This window comes from Thiolinea disciformis DSM 14473 (assembly GCF_000371925.1).
Lineage (GTDB): Bacteria > Pseudomonadota > Gammaproteobacteria > Thiotrichales > Thiotrichaceae > Thiolinea > Thiolinea disciformis.
The window spans coordinates 1-20,068 of sequence record NZ_AQVE01000036.1 but is presented as its reverse complement, the minus strand read 5'-3'; the positions used below and the strand labels follow the sequence as shown (position 1 = coordinate 20,068).

The 20,068-nt window shown below is 45.1% G+C and carries 16 protein-coding genes, 2 tRNA genes and 2 rRNA genes; 7 read left to right on the top strand and 13 right to left on the bottom strand.

The genetic code is table 11. From position 1 onward, the window contains the following. From A3IE_RS0118245 to A3IE_RS21295, 9 genes are all read right to left on the bottom strand, one after another. Positions 1-1,917, bottom strand: a 23S ribosomal RNA gene (locus A3IE_RS0118245); the annotation flags it as partial. 332 nt (positions 1,918-2,249) lie between these two features. Further along, a tRNA-Ala gene (locus A3IE_RS0118240) sits at positions 2,250-2,325 on the bottom strand. 8 nt (positions 2,326-2,333) lie between these two features. After that, positions 2,334-2,410, bottom strand: a tRNA-Ile gene (locus tag A3IE_RS0118235). Positions 2,411-2,518: 108 nt separating this feature from the next. Beyond that, positions 2,519-4,012 (bottom strand): 16S ribosomal RNA (locus A3IE_RS0118230). A gap of 684 nt (positions 4,013-4,696) precedes the next feature. Further along, positions 4,697-5,278, bottom strand: a complete 582-nt coding sequence (gene bamC, locus A3IE_RS0118225; protein WP_157832903.1) for an outer membrane protein assembly factor BamC — start codon at positions 5,276-5,278, stop codon at positions 4,697-4,699. A gap of 20 nt (positions 5,279-5,298) precedes the next feature. After that, complete coding sequence (gene dapA / locus A3IE_RS0118220; protein WP_020397062.1) at positions 5,299-6,177, bottom strand: 4-hydroxy-tetrahydrodipicolinate synthase; 879 nt, start codon at positions 6,175-6,177, stop codon at positions 5,299-5,301. A gap of 78 nt (positions 6,178-6,255) precedes the next feature. Further along, complete coding sequence (locus tag A3IE_RS0118210) at positions 6,256-6,612, bottom strand: hypothetical protein (RefSeq protein WP_020397061.1); 357 nt, start codon at positions 6,610-6,612, stop codon at positions 6,256-6,258. 29 nt (positions 6,613-6,641) lie between these two features. Then, positions 6,642-8,675 carry a sensor histidine kinase gene (locus tag A3IE_RS0118205; RefSeq protein ID WP_020397060.1) on the bottom strand — a complete coding sequence of 678 codons (2,034 nt, stop codon included), beginning with the start codon at positions 8,673-8,675 and terminating at the stop codon, positions 6,642-6,644. Beyond that, positions 8,672-9,646 carry a response regulator gene (locus A3IE_RS21295; protein WP_020397059.1) on the bottom strand — a complete coding sequence of 325 codons (975 nt, stop codon included), beginning with the start codon at positions 9,644-9,646 and terminating at the stop codon, positions 8,672-8,674. Before A3IE_RS21295 ends, A3IE_RS0118205 begins: the two co-directional genes overlap by 4 nt. 270 nt (positions 9,647-9,916) lie before the next feature. Here A3IE_RS21295 and A3IE_RS21290 point away from each other — a divergent pair, with 270 nt between their 5' ends. The 3 genes from A3IE_RS21290 (at position 9,917) to A3IE_RS0118185 (ending at position 12,342) form a co-directional block, all read left to right on the top strand. Further along, positions 9,917-10,489, top strand: coding sequence for a DUF4360 domain-containing protein (locus tag A3IE_RS21290; RefSeq protein WP_020397058.1), 573 nt, complete (start codon positions 9,917-9,919; stop codon positions 10,487-10,489). 465 nt (positions 10,490-10,954) lie between these two features. Continuing rightward, positions 10,955-11,521 (top strand): DUF4360 domain-containing protein, encoded by a 567-nt coding sequence (locus tag A3IE_RS0118190; protein ID WP_020397057.1) that lies wholly within the window; start codon positions 10,955-10,957, stop codon positions 11,519-11,521. 254 nt (positions 11,522-11,775) lie between these two features. After that, entirely contained in the window at positions 11,776-12,342 is a 567-nt protein-coding gene (locus A3IE_RS0118185) for a DUF4360 domain-containing protein (protein WP_020397056.1), read from the top strand. 72 nt (positions 12,343-12,414) lie between these two features. On the opposite strand, the gene ppk1 is transcribed toward A3IE_RS0118185, so the two are convergent. Continuing rightward, the gene (gene ppk1, locus A3IE_RS0118180) at positions 12,415-14,493 is read right to left on the bottom strand and encodes a polyphosphate kinase 1 (RefSeq protein ID WP_020397055.1); all 2,079 of its coding nucleotides are present in this window, start codon (positions 14,491-14,493) and stop codon (positions 12,415-12,417) included. A gap of 104 nt (positions 14,494-14,597) precedes the next feature. Between ppk1 and A3IE_RS0118175 the strand changes: the two genes are divergently transcribed. The 3 genes from A3IE_RS0118175 to A3IE_RS0118165 all read left to right on the top strand — a co-directional run bounded on the left by A3IE_RS0118175 (position 14,598) and on the right by A3IE_RS0118165 (position 17,225). Then, positions 14,598-15,068: a peroxiredoxin gene (locus A3IE_RS0118175; RefSeq protein WP_020397054.1), complete on the top strand. Its 471-nt coding sequence runs from the start codon at positions 14,598-14,600 to the stop codon at positions 15,066-15,068. Positions 15,069-15,136: 68 nt separating this feature from the next. Beyond that, positions 15,137-16,561, top strand: coding sequence for a PhoH family protein (locus A3IE_RS0118170; protein ID WP_020397053.1), 1,425 nt, complete (start codon positions 15,137-15,139; stop codon positions 16,559-16,561). A gap of 97 nt (positions 16,562-16,658) precedes the next feature. Next, positions 16,659-17,225, top strand: coding sequence for a Uma2 family endonuclease (locus A3IE_RS0118165; RefSeq protein WP_020397052.1), 567 nt, complete (start codon positions 16,659-16,661; stop codon positions 17,223-17,225). A gap of 187 nt (positions 17,226-17,412) precedes the next feature. On the opposite strand, the gene A3IE_RS22930 is transcribed toward A3IE_RS0118165, so the two are convergent. The 3 genes from A3IE_RS22930 to A3IE_RS23110 form a co-directional block, all read right to left on the bottom strand. Continuing rightward, positions 17,413-17,667, bottom strand: coding sequence for a hypothetical protein (locus A3IE_RS22930; RefSeq protein ID WP_157832902.1), 255 nt, complete (start codon positions 17,665-17,667; stop codon positions 17,413-17,415). A gap of 352 nt (positions 17,668-18,019) precedes the next feature. Then, complete coding sequence (locus A3IE_RS0118160; RefSeq protein ID WP_020397051.1) at positions 18,020-18,475, bottom strand: hypothetical protein; 456 nt, start codon at positions 18,473-18,475, stop codon at positions 18,020-18,022. A gap of 37 nt (positions 18,476-18,512) precedes the next feature. Beyond that, complete coding sequence (locus A3IE_RS23110) at positions 18,513-19,556, bottom strand: hypothetical protein (RefSeq protein WP_020397050.1); 1,044 nt, start codon at positions 19,554-19,556, stop codon at positions 18,513-18,515. A gap of 305 nt (positions 19,557-19,861) precedes the next feature. Between A3IE_RS23110 and A3IE_RS0118150 the strand changes: the two genes are divergently transcribed. Further along, positions 19,862-20,068 (top strand): IS1/IS1595 family N-terminal zinc-binding domain-containing protein (locus A3IE_RS0118150; RefSeq protein WP_020397049.1); only part of this gene is annotated, 207 nt, incomplete at its 3' end.

Below are 20,068 nucleotides of genomic sequence, written 5' to 3'. Positions count from 1 at the left end.
CCATTCGTGCAGGTCGGAACTTACCCGACAAGGAATTTCGCTACCTTAGGACCGTTATAGTTACGGCCGCCGTTTACCGGGGCTTCGATCAAGAGCTTCGCTTGCGCTGACCCCATCAATTAACCTTCCGGCACCGGGCAGGCGTCACACCCTATACGTCCACTTTCGTGTTTGCAGAGTGCTGTGTTTTTGATAAACAGTTGCAGCGGCCTGGTCTCTGCGGCCTCCATGGGCTTTAACACCCTCAGAGGCGTACCTTCTCCCGAAGTTACGGTACCATTTTGCCTAGTTCCTTCATCCGAGTTCTCTCAAGCGCCTTGGAATTCTCATCCAGCCCACCTGTGTCGGTTTGGAGTACGGGTAATTTATACCTGAAGCTTAGAGGCTTTTCTTGGAAGCATAGCATCAACCACTCGAAGTCCGTAGACTCCTCGCCATCACGCCTCAGCATTAAGATCCCGGATTTGCCTAAGATCTCTGCCTAAACGCTTAGATACACACCAACTGTGTTCTGGCCTAGCTTTCTCCGTCCCCCCATCGCAGTATAAATTAGTACAGGAATATTAACCTGTTTCCCATCGACTACGCATTTCTGCCTCGCCTTAGGGGCCGACTAACCCTGCGCCGATTAACGTTGCGCAGGAATCCTTGGGCTTTCGGCGGACGGGTTTTTCACCCGTCTTGTCGTTACTTATGTCAGCATTCGCACTTCTGATACCTCCAGCAAACTTCCCAGTTCACCTTCACAGGCGTACAGAACGCTCCTCTACCACTTGCACTTGCGTGCAAATCCATAGCTTCGGTATATGGCTTAAGCCCCGTTGAATCTTCCGCGCAGGCCGACTCGACCAGTGAGCTATTACGCTTTCTTTAAAAGATGGCTGCTTCTAAGCCAACTTCCTGGCTGTCTATGCCTTCCCACATCGTTTCCCACTGAGCCATAATTTGGGGACCTTAGCTGATGGTCTGGGTTGTTTCCCTTTTCACGACGGACGTTAGCACCCGCCGTGTGTCTCCCGTGCTCGCACTTCTTGGTATTCGGAGTTTGCAATGGGTTGGTAAGGCGGTCAAGCCCCCCTAGCCATAACAGTGCTCTACCCCCAAGAGTGATACACGAGGCGCTACCTAAATAGCTTTCGAGGAGAACCAGCTATCTCCGAGCTTGATTAGCCTTTCACTCCTATCCACAACTCATCCCCGACTTTTTCAACAGGCGTGGGTTCGGTCCTCCAGTACCTGTTACGGCACCTTCAACCTGGTCATGGATAGATCGCCCGGTTTCGGGTCTACACCCAGCGACTGAACGCCCTGTTCAGACTCGCTTTCGCTACGCCTCCCCTATCGGTTAAGCTTGCCACTGAATGTAAGTCGCTGACCCATTATACAAAAGGTACGCAGTCACCCCGAAGGGCTCCCACTGCTTGTACGTACACGGTTTCAGGTTCTATTTCACTCCGCTCGCCGCGGTTCTTTTCGCCTTTCCCTCACGGTACTGGTTCACTATCGGTCAGTCAGTAGTATTTAGCCTTGGAGGATGGTCCCCCCATCTTCAAACAGGATTTCACGTGTCCCGCCCTACTTAATATGTCCACTACCCAATTTCGCATACGGGGCTATCACCCACTATGGCCAGCTTTTCCAAACTGCTTTGCTATCAAGTAATGATTCGGCTGTTCCCCGTTCGCTCGCCACTACTAAGGGAATATCGGTTGATTTCTTTTCCTATAGGTACTTAGATGTTTCAGTTCCCTACGTTCGCCTCCCTTGCGGGATACTCCTTGCGGAGTGGGTTTCCCCATTCGGACATCTTCGGATCAATGCTAGTTTACAAACTCCCCGAAGCTTTTCGCATGTTACAACGTCCTTCATCGCCTCTGACTGCCAAGGCATCCACCGTGTACGCTTAGTCGCTTGATTCTATAACCCTTAGCGGTCTATTAGTCCTTTTGCGTCGATGAGAAGAGTGAGACTGTTATTACTAACAGACTATTTCTTGGCTATTCATCGAGCCTAATAGTCCAGGTTATAGCACAACTATAACTTGTAACGATCATCTTGAGATTGTTGATTACTCAATAATCTCGCCTTGTTACTTTTCCAGTTTGTTAAAAAACAAGAATCTCTCGGGATTCTTTTTGACACGAAGTCAGGTCAATCAACTAAATCACTAGCGCTTACCTCTCATAAGGCAGCCAAAGTATAATTTAATGGATTCACCAGATGCCGCGTTTGATACTATTCAACTTAGGTGGTGGAGCCAGACGGGATCGAACCGACGACCTCCTGCGTGCAAGGCAGGCGCTCTCCCAGCTGAGCTATGGCCCCATGAAAGATGGTGGGTCTGGGTGGACTTGAACCACCGACCCCACGCTTATCAAGCGTGTGCTCTAACCAACTGAGCTACAGACCCGCAGTCTCGCTTACAGGTCTACCTACTTCCTTATAGACCCAAGTTGAATTTCTTAGCCAAACAGTTACTTGTGTGGGTGCTCGCAAACTGGTTTCGGACTCATCTCTTAAAGGAGGTGATCCAGCCGCAGGTTCCCCTACGGCTACCTTGTTACGACTTCACCCCAGTCATGAATCACTCCGTGGTAAACGCCCTCCTTTCGGTTAAGCTATCTACTTCTGGAGCAACCCACTCCCATGGTGTGACGGGCGGTGTGTACAAGGCCCGGGAACGTATTCACCGCGACATGCTGATTCGCGATTACTAGCGATTCCGACTTCATGGAGTCGAGTTGCAGACTCCAATCCGGACTACGATTGGTTTTTTGGGATTTGCTCCACCTCGCGGTCTTGCGTCCCTCTGTGCCAACCATTGTAGCACGTGTGTAGCCCAGCCCATAAGGGCCATGATGACTTGACGTCATCCCCACCTTCCTCCGGTTTGTCACCGGCAGTCTCCCTAGAGTTCCCACCATTACGTGCTGGCAACTAGGGATAGGGGTTGCGCTCGTTGCGGGACTTAACCCAACATCTCACGACACGAGCTGACGACAGCCGTGCAGCACCTGTGTTCGAGTTCCTTGCGGCACTCCCATATCTCTACGGGATTCTCGACATGTCAAGGGCTGGTAAGGTTCTTCGCGTTGCATCGAATTAAACCACATGCTCCACCGCTTGTGCGGGCCCCCGTCAATTCCTTTGAGTTTTAGTCTTGCGACCGTACTCCCCAGGCGGTCAACTTAATGCGTTAGCTGCACCACCGACTCCTTAGTTGGAGCCGACGGCTAGTTGACATCGTTTACGGCGTGGACTACCAGGGTATCTAATCCTGTTTGCTACCCACGCTTTCGCACCTGAGCGTCAATCTTGGTCCAGGGAGTCGCCTTCGCCACTGATGTTCCTTCCGATCTCTATGCATTTCACCGCTACACCGGAAATTCCACTCCCCTCTCCCAGATTCTAGCCTCCCAGTATCAGATGCAGTTCCCAGGTTGAGCCCGGGGCTTTCACATCTGACTTAAAAGGCCGCCTACGTGCGCTTTACGCCCAGTAATTCCGATTAACGCTTGCACCCTCCGTATTACCGCGGCTGCTGGCACGGAGTTAGCCGGTGCTTCTTCTGTTGGTAACGTCATTATCTTCCCAACTGAAAGTGCTTTACAACCCGCAGGCCTTCTTCACACACGCGGTATTGCTGGATCAGGGTTTCCCCCATTGTCCAATATTCCCGACTGCTGCCTCCCGTAGGAGTCCGGGCCGTGTCTCAGTCCCGACGTGGCTGATCATCCTCTCAGACCAGCTACTGATCGTCGGCTTGGTAGGCCTTTACCCCACCAACTACCTAATCAGACGCGGGCTCATCTTATAGCGAATTGCTCCTTTCCCCCTTAGGGCGTATGCGGTATTAGTCCAAGTTTCCCTGGCTTATCCCCCACTACAAGGTAGATTCCCACGCGTTACTCACTCGTCCGCCACTCGTCAGCTTAACCTGTTACCGTTCGACTTGCATGTCTTAAGCATACCGCCAGCGTTCAATCTGAGCCAGGATCAAACTCTCCAATTCAATCTCGTTGACACTTACGTGTCGAATTCTTTAAATTGGAAGCATTGATCTTGAGCTATATTACTTAATCTATTACGTAATTGAGCTTTTTGAGTCACTTGCTTCCTTTATGGTCATCCACTCAGTCTGCAAGCACCCACACAAGTATTTGTCTGGCTATCTTGTTAAAGTTCGCCTAGCGCTTCAGGCTAGGAAGGAGGCGTATTCTAGTTCGCTTCTTTTAATCTGTCAAGCTTTTTTCAAACTATTTTCAGATCACTGTCTGCTTTACTAGAGCTGCTTAATCTTGAAATACTTAGTAACTTATTGTTTCTTAAGTCATTTCAACGTTCAGTGCCCCTCAAGAAGTTGCGCATTATACAGACCTCCCAACCATCGTCAACTACTCCGCGAAAAGTTTTTTCAATTTTTTTGTAAGTTTTTTAAAAAGCCTTTATGAATCAAAACTGTATAAATAAAATTTTTTACGGTGATCCGAGTACACGCCATTCAAAACCTAGTTTTATGATGCCACATAGATTTCATTTGACGAACGATTAAACCCTTCAGCTAAGGCTTGCTGTACATGATTCTCGGTTTCTTTGAGCGTAAAACCACAATCTACTAAAATACGCGTGCGCCCCGCCTCAATCAGGACGGCATTTTTACTACCACTGCCTAATGAGGCAAAACGCGCATGTGATCTTAAATTTGAGCCTGAAGCAAGGAGAGGAGTTGCATAGCGAGCTGCGGATTCAGAGGCATTCCCTTATCATCTGCAACCACAATTAGGCTGCGTTCGCCTTCATCACTAATAATTAAACGCGCTTTAGTATTAGACCGTGGCTCAGTCACCGCATAAAGACCTTTGTCTTTTTGCTGGCCAGTCATCTGCATCCCGGCACGATTAAGCACCTCACCAGTACGCGCCCAAACAGCGTTATAATCCCCATTGACAATCAAAGCAGGATTGCCATCGGCTAGCTTGCCTAATTTCGTACTTAAAGCATTAGTGTTAGCGGCGTTGCTGGCTTGAATACTAGAGGGTATTGCCTGATCCTGCGCAGCCTGCGCCTCAGATGGCGTCATAACACGATTGAGTACGTAGGTGTCATCGAAATCAGGGGCACTTAAATCAGGTGGTATCGATAATTTGTTAACCGATGTCCCACCTTCTTTATACTTTACATTGTCACGCACACCATCAACGGTAAAGCTAGGCAAACTGGAACAGCCAGTTAACACTACTGCGACGCCAAGTGCCAAGGCATTTCTGGTAAAAGTCATAGCCCAAGCCATTGTTAGCCTCAACATTTAATACCAGCTTTATGCATGGCAGCTAGCACTTGTGGGCGCAAACTTTCGGACAATGGCACTAGGGGTAAACGCACACCCTCGCTACCATAGCCTAATTGACTCATGGCCCATTTCACCGGAATGGGATTAGGCTCAACAAAAAGCGTTTTATTCAAGTCGTCTAATTGCGCATTCAAACGCGCTGCTGTTGCACGATCACCGTTAATGGCAGCGAAACACATATCACTCATTAAACGCGGGGCAACATTGGCCGTGACGGAAATATTACCTTTGGCTCCCATTAGCATAAGCTCCATGGCCGTCGCATCATCACCACTATAAACAATGATGTCATCGCCACAGCGCTCCATGATTTCGCGCCCACGCTCTAAATTGCCAGTGGCTTCTTTGATAGCGATAATATTGGGAATCTTAGCAAGACGTTCCACGGTTGGTGGCAACAAATCGCAACCGGTACGCCCCGGTACATTATAGAGAATCTGAGGGATCGCCACTTGCTCGGCAATTTTCTTATAATGTTGGTATAAGCCTTCTTGTGGTGGGCGATTATAATAAGGAGTCACTAACAAACAAGCATCTGCGCCATCTTGTAAAGCAGCTTGGGTTAATTCAATCGCCTCGTCTGTACTATTCGAGCCGGTTCCTGCAATGACGGGTATCTTGCCTTTAGCAAGTTCGATTACACGTTTCACGACATGGCGATGTTCTTTATGGGATAAAGTGGCCGACTCGCCCGTAGTCCCCATCGCTACAATGGCATTGGTGCCATTTTCAATATGAAATGCTACCAATGCCTCCAAGGCTTGCTCATCAAGCGCTCCCGTTAAGGTCATAGGCGTGATTAGCGCTACTATACTGCCGCGAAACATGGATCCCTCCAGTCAAGTGAATGATCAAAGCATACTACTGGTGCAATCTTTGAAACACAAGTTTCTACTAGCGCAGCATTAGCAACTTGAAGCGGGTTTCCAATTCACTTTTACTTGATAATTCAGTTTACCCGCTGGCGCATGTTCCCAGCTTACAGGAACTTTACACTGAGTATTAACGGCATTGCAGCCAACTGGCTTTTGCACCACAGCCTGTCCATAACGGCGCTTGGAATAGCTAATCTCAGCGCTATCAAAAGAAACACATTGCCCACTGGGCACACGTACTACTACATTATCAATGCCTTTCCCGCCGCTGACATCCGCGTGTTCAATGGCTTCTGAACTGGATGTAAGAGGAGCCGCTGTTGCTCCTAAGGCGACTTGGCTAAGCGCTAGTAATCCCCAAAAAACAATCTTTAAGCAATTGTTCATGATTCGTGCTCCTACTCTTGAGCTTGTTATCAGTGTTGTGAAACGGGCAAGCGAATGGCAATCTGTGTTCCATCACCGCTAGAATCCATAGTGATATCTGCCCGAATTTTTTGCGCCCGAAAACGCATGTTCTTTAGCCCATGACCAGCACTTTGGGTACTGGTAAAACCTTTGCCGTTGTCTATGACTTCGACTAAGACAAATTGTTCGCCAGAATCAATAACATCCATTCGTGCAACTAACTTTATAATGCTTGCTCCCGAATGCTTAAGCGCATTGGTGAAAGCTTCTTGTAATATGCGTAACAAATTTAACGCCCGCTCAGGACCAAAATCCGGTAAAGCCGGCAATTCATCGACCTGCCAATCCAACTCCACATTGCACGCTTCAAGCGCCATGCTAATACGGGTGCGAAACATGCCCAACATGGCGGGCAAATCGCTACTGGCACTGCCTAATGAATCAATCATCAAGCGCAAATCATTTAAGGCATTGCGAGCTGCTTCGCGTAAGTGATCTTTATCGACCGGATCTTTATCCAGTTGGCGCAACATGCTGGTCAAATAAACACCAATTCCATCGTGCATATCACGCATAATGCGCGAACGTTCGTGCAGTAACACTTGCTCTTGTCCTAATAATCGAATGGTCTCGTAACTTTGTGCGATTTTTTTCGTCTTCTCATCGACTCGTGCCTCAAGATCCTGATTAATCAAGACAAGCTGTTTATTCGCTTCTTCGACATCTTGTAAGGAGCGCACAAAACGCTGTAATAAAATCCAACCAAACGACAGTAATAACAGTAGCGCTCCGAAATGTAAGAAAAACCCATAAGGTAACGCCCGATGACCCATTAGAACTAAAAGATCATATAAACCCAATCCCACAATTACGCTACTTGATGCGACTAGCGCGTATAACTCATTTGGGGGAATGCGTTGGGTGCGGCGTAAGATAAACTGTAAGGAGTAAACGACGCCAAGCCAGACCAGTGGATTCCAAAGGTAAATAGAAGCGGGATAAAACCAAGCTTCAGGTAAGAGCAATAACAGCGTTGCTAAGCCACCGAAGCCTATTAATAGGCGCTTTTCTAGTGCTAGATGCGGCTCACGTAAGAAACGATGGATAAAGAAAATCCCACTTAAACTTAATCCCCCTGCACTGACTAGCATTAGCCAATCCCACAGCGCTGTATTGATGGGCGTTTTCACTACAAATTGATCAAGGGTGTGCACCGCCCAGAACACCCCCCCCAAGGCAAATAAGCCATATTCAGTATCTTGGCGGCGATATAGCCACAGTAAAGCCATGGCTAAACTTAAAACAAACACCACTAGACTAATCATCTGCGGCATAATGGAGCGAAAAAAATTATATCGTTGAATAGCTGGCTCTAATAACTCGACCGGACCAATCTGAACACGATCTAAGAACCCCTTGACTGCAGGCTGCGAAACCACATACACATCAAATTGATTGTCACCCGCCTGCAAGATGCCCTCCGGAATCGTGTATAAACGTGGCCGTGACATATTCCGTGCAACAGGCTGCTCGAAACTGCCTCCCCAACCTAATAAAACCCCATTCACCCAGACCGCTAGGTTCTGTCCTGTTGCAGGTAAGGCAATGGCCCAAGGGCTATTCGGTGCGGTAGTAAAAGGAAATTGCATGTGATAAACCGCCCGCCCTGAGTTTAAATTGGGCATACTGCTTACACCGTAACGCCACTCGTGGGGTAACATCACCGCTTGACCACGCGCCTTACGTTCGGCCAACAAAGCACGCACACATTTAGTCAATAAATCTGGCAAGCTTGAATTCATCACCTCAGCCGTTGCCAAACTATCGGGAATCGACTCTTGACATAATCCATCATCGGCGATGTCGTCAGCGATTAAGATCGCTTGTGTCAATGGAATACTGCCATCTGAAGGAATAAAACGCACCGTAGTCAACCGCCAACAGCCCACAAAGCACAGCACTACTAGACTCAAACTAAACAACAATAAACGATTGTCCAATGAGCGTTGCTTGATAGTCGTGTTGATAATCGCTTCACTCATAATTGCGCCAACATAGCTTGTAAGGCTTGTTCATGGGTGAATCCCAGTGCTAACAACTTTTGGATTAAGGTTTTATCATCCAATCCCAATTGAGCACGCCCGACACCAAATAAATCATTTGCTCCAAACCCAGATTGCATCAGAACTTGTAATGTTTGATCCGCATTTAAACTAAATACCACTTGTACGATTTCTAGGGTGTCACCTACTGATTTACCGGCTTCGCGTAATGCCTGAGCAATTTGACGCGGATCTTTTTGAGACGCCGTAGCACTAGAGGATTGCGTTTGTTGGCGCATACTTAATTGCCCCATACGCCAACCCTCAAAAACCGCTTCATTACGTGAATTCACCGCTAATTTTTGATAAATGCGCTTAATGTGGGAAGCGACTGTGTGAGGTGAAATCTCTAAAGCACGCGCAATTTCTTTATTCGAGTAGCCGCGCGAAATGTATTGCAGCACCATCTTTTCTTTAGGGGTAAGTAGTGCATCGTTATCGACTGCCTCATTGGAAGGCACATCAGAGACTGCCGTCTCGCCATGCTGAAAATAATCCAAGATATAACGTGCAATCGCGGGACTAATTGGCGAACCACCTTGCAACAGTTGTTGGATGGCAGAGGCGATATGTTCTGGTGACTCATCTTTTAGCAAATAACCACTAGCGCCTGCTTTAATCGCTTCTACTACGCTATTTTCATCCCCAAAACGCGAAATCACCATAATTTCAGCCTTGGGATGCTGAGCACGGGTCTGCTCAATTAATTGCTTGCCATTCCCATCAGGCAATCCTAAATCTGTTAATAAAACATCTAGCTCATGGAGCTCCAGCCACTGTGCTGCATCCGAATAGTTTGCCGCCATGCCACATAAATTCCACTCGGGATTCGCCCGCACAATCTCCGCCATACGATGCAAAGTACCTTGATCGTCTTCAACTAGAAAAACACGAAAAGGGGCTTGCGTCATGAACCTGATCTCCTGTGGCTGAGTTTAATGTGGCCAAGCATAGCTTTAAGACTTATAGGTATACTTACCCTGCATTTATAAGTGAAAAAAGTTTAATCAGACTACCCCTTAAATAAGGGAGCAACTCACTGCAGCGCACACTTATCCATGGGATGCACATTTTTTTAGCGCTAGCGCAAGATGCACACCATGGCAAGCGCAACGAGAACACTCCAACGCCACTGCTACACACCATTCATTTAGTGAGTTAATTTAAAGGGATTTGCAATCATGAAAACGGTAAAAACACTCGTAGCCGCCGCTAGCTTAGCTTTTGTCGCACTAGCTTCACAAAACGTTTCCGCTACACCTAATAAAAACGCGGTGTACTTCGGTAAACCAGCTATTGCTGGTAGCGGCTGTAAAGCAGGTAGTACAGATTATGCTTTAACACCGGATGGACAAACCTTGAGTATCTTATTTGACTCTTATAGTGCCAGCTCTGGTAATAAAGCGTGTAACCTAGCAATTCCAGTGCATGTTCCCAGTGGTTACCAAGTTTCTTTACTAACAGCTGACTATCGTGGTTTTGTGCAAGGTGCCGGCGATTTGCGCCGCTCCTACTTCTTCGCTGGTAGCACAGGCCCAAGCTTAGTCACCCCGATGACCAGTAAAGCGGGCAAAGAATACTTACAACGCGACAATATGCTATCCATGACTAAAGTTTTTTCTGCCTGCGGCAAAGATGTGAACTTGCGTATTAATAGTCGCATTGTCCCCAAAGGCTACAAAAGTACTATTAGTGTAGATTCTTTGGATTTAAAGAATGGAATCATCTTCCAATTGAAATACAAAAAGTGCTAATCTAACGCTTATCGGTAAACCTTGACATCATATCTCCTTTTATTTGCCCACTTGGTCTTTCCGGTGGGCTTTTTTTATTGATCCTTTCAAACGTTAAAAAACGCTTCCTTTTCCTTGTCTTAACCCTAATTTACTCTAAGCCTAAAGCTAAGTAGTGCTAAATAAATGGGCGCGACTCAGCCCACTCATTACACCACAATACACACGTTTCTCCTGCTTGCTGTATAGACCGTACAAGGCTGAAATAGATCAAAAATCAAACAATCGTATCACTCATTTAAGGGAGGTAAAATTCGTAGAACCTACTTATCTAAGGGATAGTGGTTCATTCAAAAATCCTAGAAACTGATCTCAAGCTAGTTAGTGAGGCAAACAATAAAACTCCCTAGCTCCAATTCAGAACAACACTGAATGACCTAAGTAACCAGTAAACATGGACTTTTAAATACAAACAGAGGATTTATTATGAAAACTTTACGGACTTTTATCATTGCTGCTACCTTAGCGACAGTTGCTGCCACTTCTGCACAAGCCGCACCTGATCAAAATGGCGTGTTTTTTAAAGATCCTGCGATTGCAGGCAGCGGTTGTAAAGCGGGAACAGTTGATTATGCCATCACTCCAGATGGTCAAACTTTAAGTATCTTGTTTGACTCTTACAGCGCAGCCCCAGGCAACAAAACCTGTAATATCGCCGTGCCTGTGCATGTCCCCAATGGCTATCAAGTTTCTTTAATGACCGCTGATTATCGTGGTTATGTACAAGGCTCTGCCACCTTAAGTCGTTCTTATTTCTTTGCAGGCGCTACTGGCCCAAGTTTGAGAACCCCCATGAGCAGCGGTGCTGGTAAAGAATATACTCAACGCGACAGCTTAATTACCTCTAGCAATAGTTATGCAAAATGTGGGGAAGACGTTAACTTGCGTGTGAATAGCCGTATTATGACCAATAATAGCAAGAGCTCTATTAGCTTAGACTCACTTGACCTCCAAAACGGTATCGTATTTAAATTACAATATAAACCTTGCTAATCCATCACACTCCTCCAGAATAGCAAGTCTTTAACCGCTCTTAATAGAGCGGTTTTTTTATGAGTATACTTTTAATACAACGATGATCCCCTATTTAAGGGATATGAATTAGATACCAAAAAAGACTAATATTTATTCAGGTTAACAGCAACGCTGATTAACTAAAAAACTAGGCAGATATACCCAGTATGGAATCACCTAGTCAACATTGCTTGAGTGTCAGATCTTTCAATTGCACAGAGGGAGTTGCAATCATGAAAACGTTATCGAGTTTGATGACAGCCATTACGCTTGCCGCCGCCGTCGCTGTACCTAGCGCACAAGCTAATCCTAATACTGTCTACTTTCAAGCCCCTGCTATTGCGGGGAATGGTTGTCCAGCAGGCACCACGGACTTTGCCATTACACCAGACGGTCAAACCTTAAGTATTCTATTCGACGCCTTTAGCGCAGCCCCGGGCAATAAGACTTGTAATATTGCTGTACCCGTACATGTCCCGAATGGCTTTCAAGTCTCTTTGATGACAGCCGATTATCGCGGCTTTGTCAAAGGCTCAGCCATTCTAAGTCGCTCTTATTTCTTTGCTGGCGACACAGGCCCTAACCTATCAACACCCTTAGCGGGTAGCGGCTCAGGTCAGGAATATATCCAAAGTGATAATGTGATTACTTCGAGCAATAGTTACTCGAAATGTGGTGAAGATGTCAATTTACGCATTAATAGCCGCATTAGAACTAATACCAATTCCAGCTCTATCAGTATAGATTCCTTGGATTTGCAAAATGGCATGATTTTCCACCTTCAGTATGGGCCTTGTTAATTAACTCCTACGCCATTTAAACAATCATGCTATCAATCGCCCATTAGTTTAATGAATTCAATGGGCACTTTTTTATTGGCTCAAGGTACATAATAAATGGGTCTGAGCTGAGAAATTTTTTTGATCACTGGACGGCTGCAAACGCGTATATTGCCCCTCTGCGTCTAAAACCCAAGCCTGAGAATTATCCGTCAGATACCATTCAAATGCTTCACGTTTAACCCGCTCACGGAGTGAGGGATCTAAAATAGGAAAAGCTAGCTCAACGCGACGGAAAAAATTACGTGGCATCCAATCTGCACTCGCACAATACATTTCTTCTGCGCCAGCATTTAAAAAATAATAAACCCGTGGATGCTCCAAAAAACGCCCCATCACTGAGCGCACCCGAATATTCTCCGACACACCAGCTAAATTCGGACGCAAACAACATACACCGCGCACAATCAGATCAATCTGTACCCCTGCATTGGATGCTCGATACAGGGCTTCAATAATTTGTGGTTCAATCAAAGCGTTCATCTTCGCCATAATATGTGCCACTGTCCCCGCTTTAGCGTGTTCGATTTCACGCTCAATTTTATCGAGCATGGCTTGATGCAAGGTAAAAGGTGCGACTAATAAATGATTCAGGGCAGGCATCCGCCCAAGCCCCGTTAATAGATGAAAGATACGATGCACATCTTCAGTAATCGCCGGATTACACGTTAAGAGCGCAAAATCGGTATAGGCACGCGCGGTACCGGCATGATAATTACCCGTACTCAAATGCACATAGCGTACTAAACCTCCTTTTTCGCGCCGCACTACCAAGCACGCTTTGGCGTGCGTTTTATAACCCACCACACCATACACCACATGCGCATTAGCTTGTTGCAGGCGATTGGTGAGATCAATATTCGCGGCTTCATCAAAACGCGCCCGCAATTCTACTACCGCAATGACTTCTTTGCCCGCTCGTGCGGCTCGCGCCAGGCTTTCTACTAAGGCCGAATCCCGTCCGGTACGGTACAAAGTAATTTTTATCGCAAGCACATCGGGATCACGCGCTGCCTGATCGACAAAATCCAAGACTGGCTGAAACGATTGATAAGGTTGATGCAGCAAAATATCGCCACAACGCATTTGTGAAAAACTATCAGGCCGATCCTTGCATTCACCTAACACTTGATTTTGGCGAAAAGGTGGAAACCGCAAGTCTGGGCGTTCCACCAAATCTAACACGGTCATCAGGCGATTCAGATTCACCGGCCCATTTACCTGATAAACATCCGCTTGGCTCAGCCCAAACTGCTCGCACAAAAATAATACACTATCGACTGGACAACGATCCGCCACCTCAAGGCGTACCGCTTGACCATAATTGCGATGCGACAACTCGCCTTTCATCGCCTTCAATAAATCATCGACCTCTTCTTCATCCACATACATTTCGCTATTGCGGGTCAAGCGAAATTGGTGGCAACCCTTCACCGTCATACTGGGAAATAAACGATCAATAAAAGCGTGCAAAATGGAAGACAGAAAAACAAAACTATCCTTACTGGGCGCAATTGCTTCAGGCATACGAATGATACGGGGCAAAATTCGAGGCGCTTGCACAATAGCGGTATCAAGCTCGCGCCCAAATGCATCGGTGCCACATAGCTCAACCAAAAAATTGAGACTTTTATTGAGTACATTCGGAAAAGGATGCGCTGGATCTAAGCCGAGCGGATTTAAGAGTGGTAATAATTCACGCTCAAAATAATCCGCCAACCAAGCACGTTGTGCATCATTCCACTTAGTACGCCGCAAAAAATGAATATCCTCACGCTTGAGCGCCGGAATCAAGACCTCGTTAAGCAAACCATATTGACGCCTCACCAAGTCATGTGTATTCGCCACTAACGCTTTGGCTAAGGCTTGATTGGACAAGCCATTAGCAGCATTGGCTTGTAAATTGAGTGCTACTTGTTGTTTTAAACGCCCGACGCGTACTTCAAAAAACTCATCCAAATTGGCGCTAGAAATACATAAATAACGCAGGCGCTCTAATAACGGCACTTTATCATCTTGTGCTAAATCCAACACGCGCTCATTGAATGCCAATAAACTCAATTCACGGTTGATAAAATGTTCAGGGTAATAGCCATTGATAGGTGCATTCATGATAGGTGTGGACACATGGATATTCTGTGGCAATTTGTTGCAAAGGGGCGCCCATCTTACCCTAGACTAGATGAATATTTGATGACGAATAAAAGGTGAATGGTATGAGTAAGCCCGATATTGGCAGCAGCCTAGCAGATTTTTCAGCACCGATGACCTCTGGCAAAACCTTTCAATTAAGCGATTATCGCGACAAACAGTCGGTTGTGCTTTATTTTTACCCGAAAGATGCTACACCTGGGTGTACCACAGAAGGCCAAGACTTTCGAGATGCTTATGCTGCCTTTCAAGAGGCTAATACGGCTATTTTTGGGGTTTCACGTGATAGCTTACCATCGCACGAAAATTTCAAAGCCAAACAAAATTTCCCCTTCGAACTGATCGCTGATACTGATGAGGCAGTATGTCGGCTATTTGATGTCATCCAAATGAAAAATATGTACGGTAAACAGGTAATGGGTATTGAGCGCAGCACATTTTTGATTGATAAACAGGGGGTATTGCGAAAAAGTTGGCGCAAAGTGAGTGTGAAAGATCATGTTGCTGAAGTGCTGGCGGCGGCACAATCTCTCTAAGCTGTTAGGCGAACGATTTTTGTTTTAGACAGCCTAATCCTTTTTTGGCTAGAAAAAGAAAGAATAGTATGGCAAAAACACAACAAACTCCCTCCACAAAACGTTTATTCGTCTTAGATACCAATGTGCTCATGCACGACCCCAGCGCCCTGTTTCGCTTCCAAGAGCACGATGTGTTCTTGCCCATGGTGGTGTTAGAAGAGCTGGATAAACACAAAATTGGGGTGTCCGAAGTCGCTCGTAATGTGCGCCAAGTGAGTCGGTTTCTGGATGATCTCATCAAAAACAATCCGAACACGCCGCTGGATCAAGGTATTTCGCTGAATGCACAATCCTTATTCCGCAATGGTTCAGTCCCTTATGGCAAGTTGTTTTTCCAGACTCAACCCAGCCCGAAACACTTACCCCCCAATTTGCCCACCGAATCGCCGGACAATACGATTATCGCGGTGGCCTTGGAGTTGCGCGATAAGTCTAACGACCGCGATGTCATTCTGGTCTCAAAGGATATTAATCTGCGCATTAAGGCCAATATTGTTGGCTTAACAGCAGAAGACTATTTCAATGACCAAGTCTTAGATGATGTCGACCTTTTGCCGAAAGGTTTTCATGATTTGCCCGATGATTTTTGGGAAACCCACGGCAAAGATATTGAGTCGTGGAAAGAGGAAGGTCGCACGTTCTATCGTTTGCGTGGGCCGTTAACCAGCCATTGGTTGGCGGGTGAAATTATCTCTGAAGGAGGCGAAGGTGAAGGTGGATTTCATGCGATTATTCGTAAGCGTAATCAAGACCATGTGGTGGTCGAAACCTTACACGATTACACGCAACAACGTCATGCGGTATGGGGTATTACCGCGCGCAATCGTGAACAGAATTTCGCGCTGAATTTATTGCTTGATCCAGAAATTGATTTGGTCACCCTACTAGGGGCAGCCGGTACCGGAAAAACATTACTCACCCTAGCGGCTGGTTTAGCCCAAACCATGGATGAGCAATTGTATAAAGAAATTATTATGACTCGCGTCACGGTGCCAGTGGGCGAAGATATTGGTTTCTTACCCGGAACCGAAGAGGAAAAAATGGCGCCGTGGATGGGGGCGCTGATGGATAACTTGGAAATTCTTACCCAACCGGCCAATGGCAGCAAATGGGGACGTAGTGCGACAGATGAATTTTTAATGAGCAAGATTAAAATCAAATCACTCAATTTCATGCGCGGTCGCACTTTCCTGAATCGTTATTTAATTATTGATGAGGCGCAAAACCTGACGCCCAAGCAAATGAAAACCCTGATTACACGCGCTGGCCCTGGCACTAAGGTGGTGTGTTTAGGGAATATTGCGCAGATTGATACGCCTTATTTGACCGAAACCTCATCCGGTCTAACCTATGTGGTGGATCGTTTCAAAGCATGGGAACACAGCGGGCATATTACGTTGCAACGCGGCGAACGCTCACGTTTGGCGGATTTTGCCTCAGAAAATTTGTAACCACCTTCCAAAACCCTTGCAAAGCACCTCGCGTAGGTGCTTTTTTATTAAAATGCTATAATCCGCCCATCAACAATAGATCGTTAGGAGTGATCTCATGCTAGCTCAAAAGAATGATAGCTATCTTAGCGAAACCGAATATCTGGAAGGTGAAAAAACCGCAAAAGAACGCCATGAGTATGTTGATGGAAAAGTTTATGCAATGGCGGGTGCAAGCCGCCGCCATAGTCGGATTGCCTTGAATATAGCGCTGGCACTACGAACAGCAAACAAAACAGCACCTTGCGAAATACATGTCGCTGATGTAAAGGTGAAAGTTTCTCCAGCAAAAGCGTATTATTACCCCGATGTCGTGGTTGGTTGTGAAAGCGATGAGTCAGACGACTATTATTTGCAGAAGCCTTGTTTAATTGTCGAAGTCAGCTCCAAATCCACTGCTTGGAAAGATCAACATGAAAAAGTCGTGGCCTACCAAAAACTCGCTTCATTACAAACTTATTTAATCGTGGCGCAAGAGAGTGTGCAAGTGACCGTTTATTTTCGCGATGCCACGGGTGCATGGGCTGTAGCGCTGTATGATGCTTTGGAGCAAGTGATTCATTTGTCTTGTCCGCCCACTGAATTACGGTTATTGGATATTTATGAAGGGGTGCAATTTGATTAAATGTAGCGAGTATTTCTCTTTAAAAAAGCACCAAGCAAGTAACCAGTGCTTTTTAAATGCTTCAAAGTTAATTTTGAACATCTATGCGTAGAATTTTAGGAATGGTATATCCTGCCCCTACACAACCACCGGTGACAATAATCACTGGCTTCCCCGACATAAAAGCGCTCATGGCATTAGCGTACAGCTAATTAGCATGTTGGTAGCTGAAATCGATGGCTGCTATGCTAGTTGATGTTGGATGTGTACAGGCATCTAAATTACTTCCTGCTGTGGAGTAAGTTACCACTGCATAATTCATATTCGCATACACACCAACACTGGATACCGTCTTGCCGAGAAGATTTTCGGCGTGGGCGGTATTAGAAACACCTAGGCAGCACACTAAAAGAGCAATTATTAATTTATTATATTTTGAAATCATAAAACTTACCTTTTCCATATTATACTAAAAACCTCTCATATTTTAAGGTTAATAAACTATAGCCTCATAACAATAAACTTTATTAAATTTTAATTTTCTTTTTTCGCAAAACTATAAAATATTGAATCTTCCGCGAAATCTATTATTTATGATCTAAGCATTTTAACCAATCTTAGGCTATCACCAACTTGTAGTAAACCAAAATTGATTAATCTTTTCCTTGCGTAGCAGATTTTTTATATTTAAATATAATTTAAATCAATAAAAACATTAAAAATAGGCCTCTCGTGAAAGTAATTTTCTTGATCGGTAAATCAATGAATTAGTAAAATTAACCGCAATTTTCGCAAGAAATCCAATGATTATTCTATTAATAAATAGTTGGAATTCTACCGTCCTCAGTATTAGCCTTATTTAGAATAACGACATTATATTTATTTTTAAACTCACTTAAAATAGATTCTTTTAGATTATTAAAAATAACGTCTTCTTTCGAAAAGATATGAATATCGAAACCAGTCACACCTTTGAAAGAAACATGATCTACTAAAGATAGATTATTGATATTTATTATAATTTTTTGCGGCGTATTGTCAAAATAATATAAGTCAAAAAAATCGATATTAAAATTTTCTAAAGCAGGTTTCATTCCAAAAATCCTCATTATCTCTTGCACTCTCTTTATTTCATACTGCATATTTTCCTTGTCAACAGCTACGTAGATTGAAAAACTATTATATGTGCTAGTCTTATTTTCGAGAGGCATCGCAATTTCCATGTAGCATATAAAAAATGCAAAAAGCATAAAGGATAATATAGATTTCATAAGTTATAACCATAATTTAAATTTAAGAATATGTTTTCTAGGGTTTAAAAAATATAATCTCTCCAGTTCTAGCCACAGCTATATTAGAAACATCTGCATGCATCTTAGTAAATAATAGAGATCCAACGACATTATTCACTATAGGATTTGGACCTATGCCTTCACCCATCGACTGCATATAAAATACATTATCACTACCTAAATAGGATTCATGCCGTACATAACCAAAATGATATTCATGACCAGGCAACGTAACGTTCATTGACCATCCTAAACCATGTGTATGAAAAATAGGATTCTCTGGATGCCATGGAAAGCCAGGAAGAATAATCACGCCGTCTACTGCGTCCGCCATAGGAGCAGACTGAGAATCCATAAGATCGCTTACCATTTGATCAGTACAAATGTTGCTTTTGGTGCATACAGGTGTTGGTCCTACGGTGTATTTATGATAGTTCTCATCACTTTTATCTAAATTATAGGGTAGACTCATTTGCCGCCACTTGGGTCTCTTTTCTAACAATGTAACTGAAAGTTCATTAAACATATGCACAAAAGCAGCAGTGACTGCGCCATTAGCAAATTTGCCGCCTCCTATGACAGAGATAGTTCCACCAATAACGGCCTGAACAACAGTACTAGACATCGGACTTATACCACTTAAATCTCCACCAATTGTATGACTAACAAATGCACTCGCAAAACTAGATCCAAATTTTGCACCTTGCACAACAGCTAAAGCCCCTTGTGAAACCCCATGTGCAATAGATTGAGTGAGTTTTGAGGCAAAACCTGCTGCTTTCACTGCGCCAGCCATGCCTGCTGAGAGGGCACCAGTCACAAAACCTTTAAAAGCTCCTGCAAAATTACCCGTTGAAATAAAGCCATTAATAGCGCCCGCCACTGCTCCAGACAACACAGGCCCTACCCCTAACGTGGGTAGTAGCTGAGGCACAGCAATAGCCACCGCAATTGCAACGATGGTACGCCAGTGATTACTAATAAAATTCCCAATGGACTTAAATAACGAGCTGAAGAAATACCCTGAAGGATCTGTATAAGACAACGGATTATTGGTCACATAACTATAGCGATTGAAACTTTGGGTATTGTTGGGTGCCTTGCGTACTGCTACCCGTCAGACAGATTGCTTTGTTAATGCTTCAGATGTGAAAGTGCGCATTGATAAAGCTAGTCCTTGTTTACTCGCCGAAGTCAGCTCTCCATCCACTGTTGGAAAGATCAACATGAAAAAGTTGTGGCTTACCTCATCACACAAGCTTAGCAAGCAGTGAAATATAGATGATTGGTCGTGATTTAAGGGAGTTGAAAACGCTTTGATGGAGCTTTATCGTTAAAGGCATTTGATCTGAGGAAGAGGTGTGTATGGCCACCGTACCAGTCGACTGCCGCTACTGTCAAAGTGCATCGATTTACAAACACGGCTATGCGCGTAGTGGTGAACCGCGTTACCGCTGCCGTGATTGCCAACGTAGTTTTCAACTTTACTATCATAATGTGGGCAACCGCGACGGTATTCCCGAAAAAATTGTTGAGATGGCGATCAATGGTTCAGGGGTTAGAGATACGAGT

Bases quoted from the DNA above. Each gene is read 5' to 3' on its own strand.
- bamC (WP_157832903.1), bottom strand. From the start codon at position 5,278: ATGACTTTTACCAGAAATGCCTTGGCACTTGGCGTCGCAGTAGTGTTA.
- dapA (WP_020397062.1), bottom strand. From the start codon at position 6,177: ATGTTTCGCGGCAGTATAGTAGCGCTAATCACGCCTATGACCTTAACG.
- A3IE_RS0118210 (WP_020397061.1), bottom strand. From the start codon at position 6,612: ATGAACAATTGCTTAAAGATTGTTTTTTGGGGATTACTAGCGCTTAGC.
- A3IE_RS0118205 (WP_020397060.1), bottom strand. From the start codon at position 8,675: ATGAGTGAAGCGATTATCAACACGACTATCAAGCAACGCTCATTGGAC.
- A3IE_RS21295 (WP_020397059.1), bottom strand. From the start codon at position 9,646: ATGACGCAAGCCCCTTTTCGTGTTTTTCTAGTTGAAGACGATCAAGGT.
- A3IE_RS21290 (WP_020397058.1), top strand. From the start codon at position 9,917: ATGAAAACGGTAAAAACACTCGTAGCCGCCGCTAGCTTAGCTTTTGTC.
- A3IE_RS0118190 (WP_020397057.1), top strand. From the start codon at position 10,955: ATGAAAACTTTACGGACTTTTATCATTGCTGCTACCTTAGCGACAGTT.
- A3IE_RS0118185 (WP_020397056.1), top strand. From the start codon at position 11,776: ATGAAAACGTTATCGAGTTTGATGACAGCCATTACGCTTGCCGCCGCC.
- ppk1 (WP_020397055.1), bottom strand. From the start codon at position 14,493: ATGAATGCACCTATCAATGGCTATTACCCTGAACATTTTATCAACCGT.
- A3IE_RS0118175 (WP_020397054.1), top strand. From the start codon at position 14,598: ATGAGTAAGCCCGATATTGGCAGCAGCCTAGCAGATTTTTCAGCACCG.
- A3IE_RS0118170 (WP_020397053.1), top strand. From the start codon at position 15,137: ATGGCAAAAACACAACAAACTCCCTCCACAAAACGTTTATTCGTCTTA.
- A3IE_RS0118165 (WP_020397052.1), top strand. From the start codon at position 16,659: ATGCTAGCTCAAAAGAATGATAGCTATCTTAGCGAAACCGAATATCTG.
- A3IE_RS22930 (WP_157832902.1), bottom strand. From the start codon at position 17,667: ATGGAAAAGGTAAGTTTTATGATTTCAAAATATAATAAATTAATAATT.
- A3IE_RS0118160 (WP_020397051.1), bottom strand. From the start codon at position 18,475: ATGAAATCTATATTATCCTTTATGCTTTTTGCATTTTTTATATGCTAC.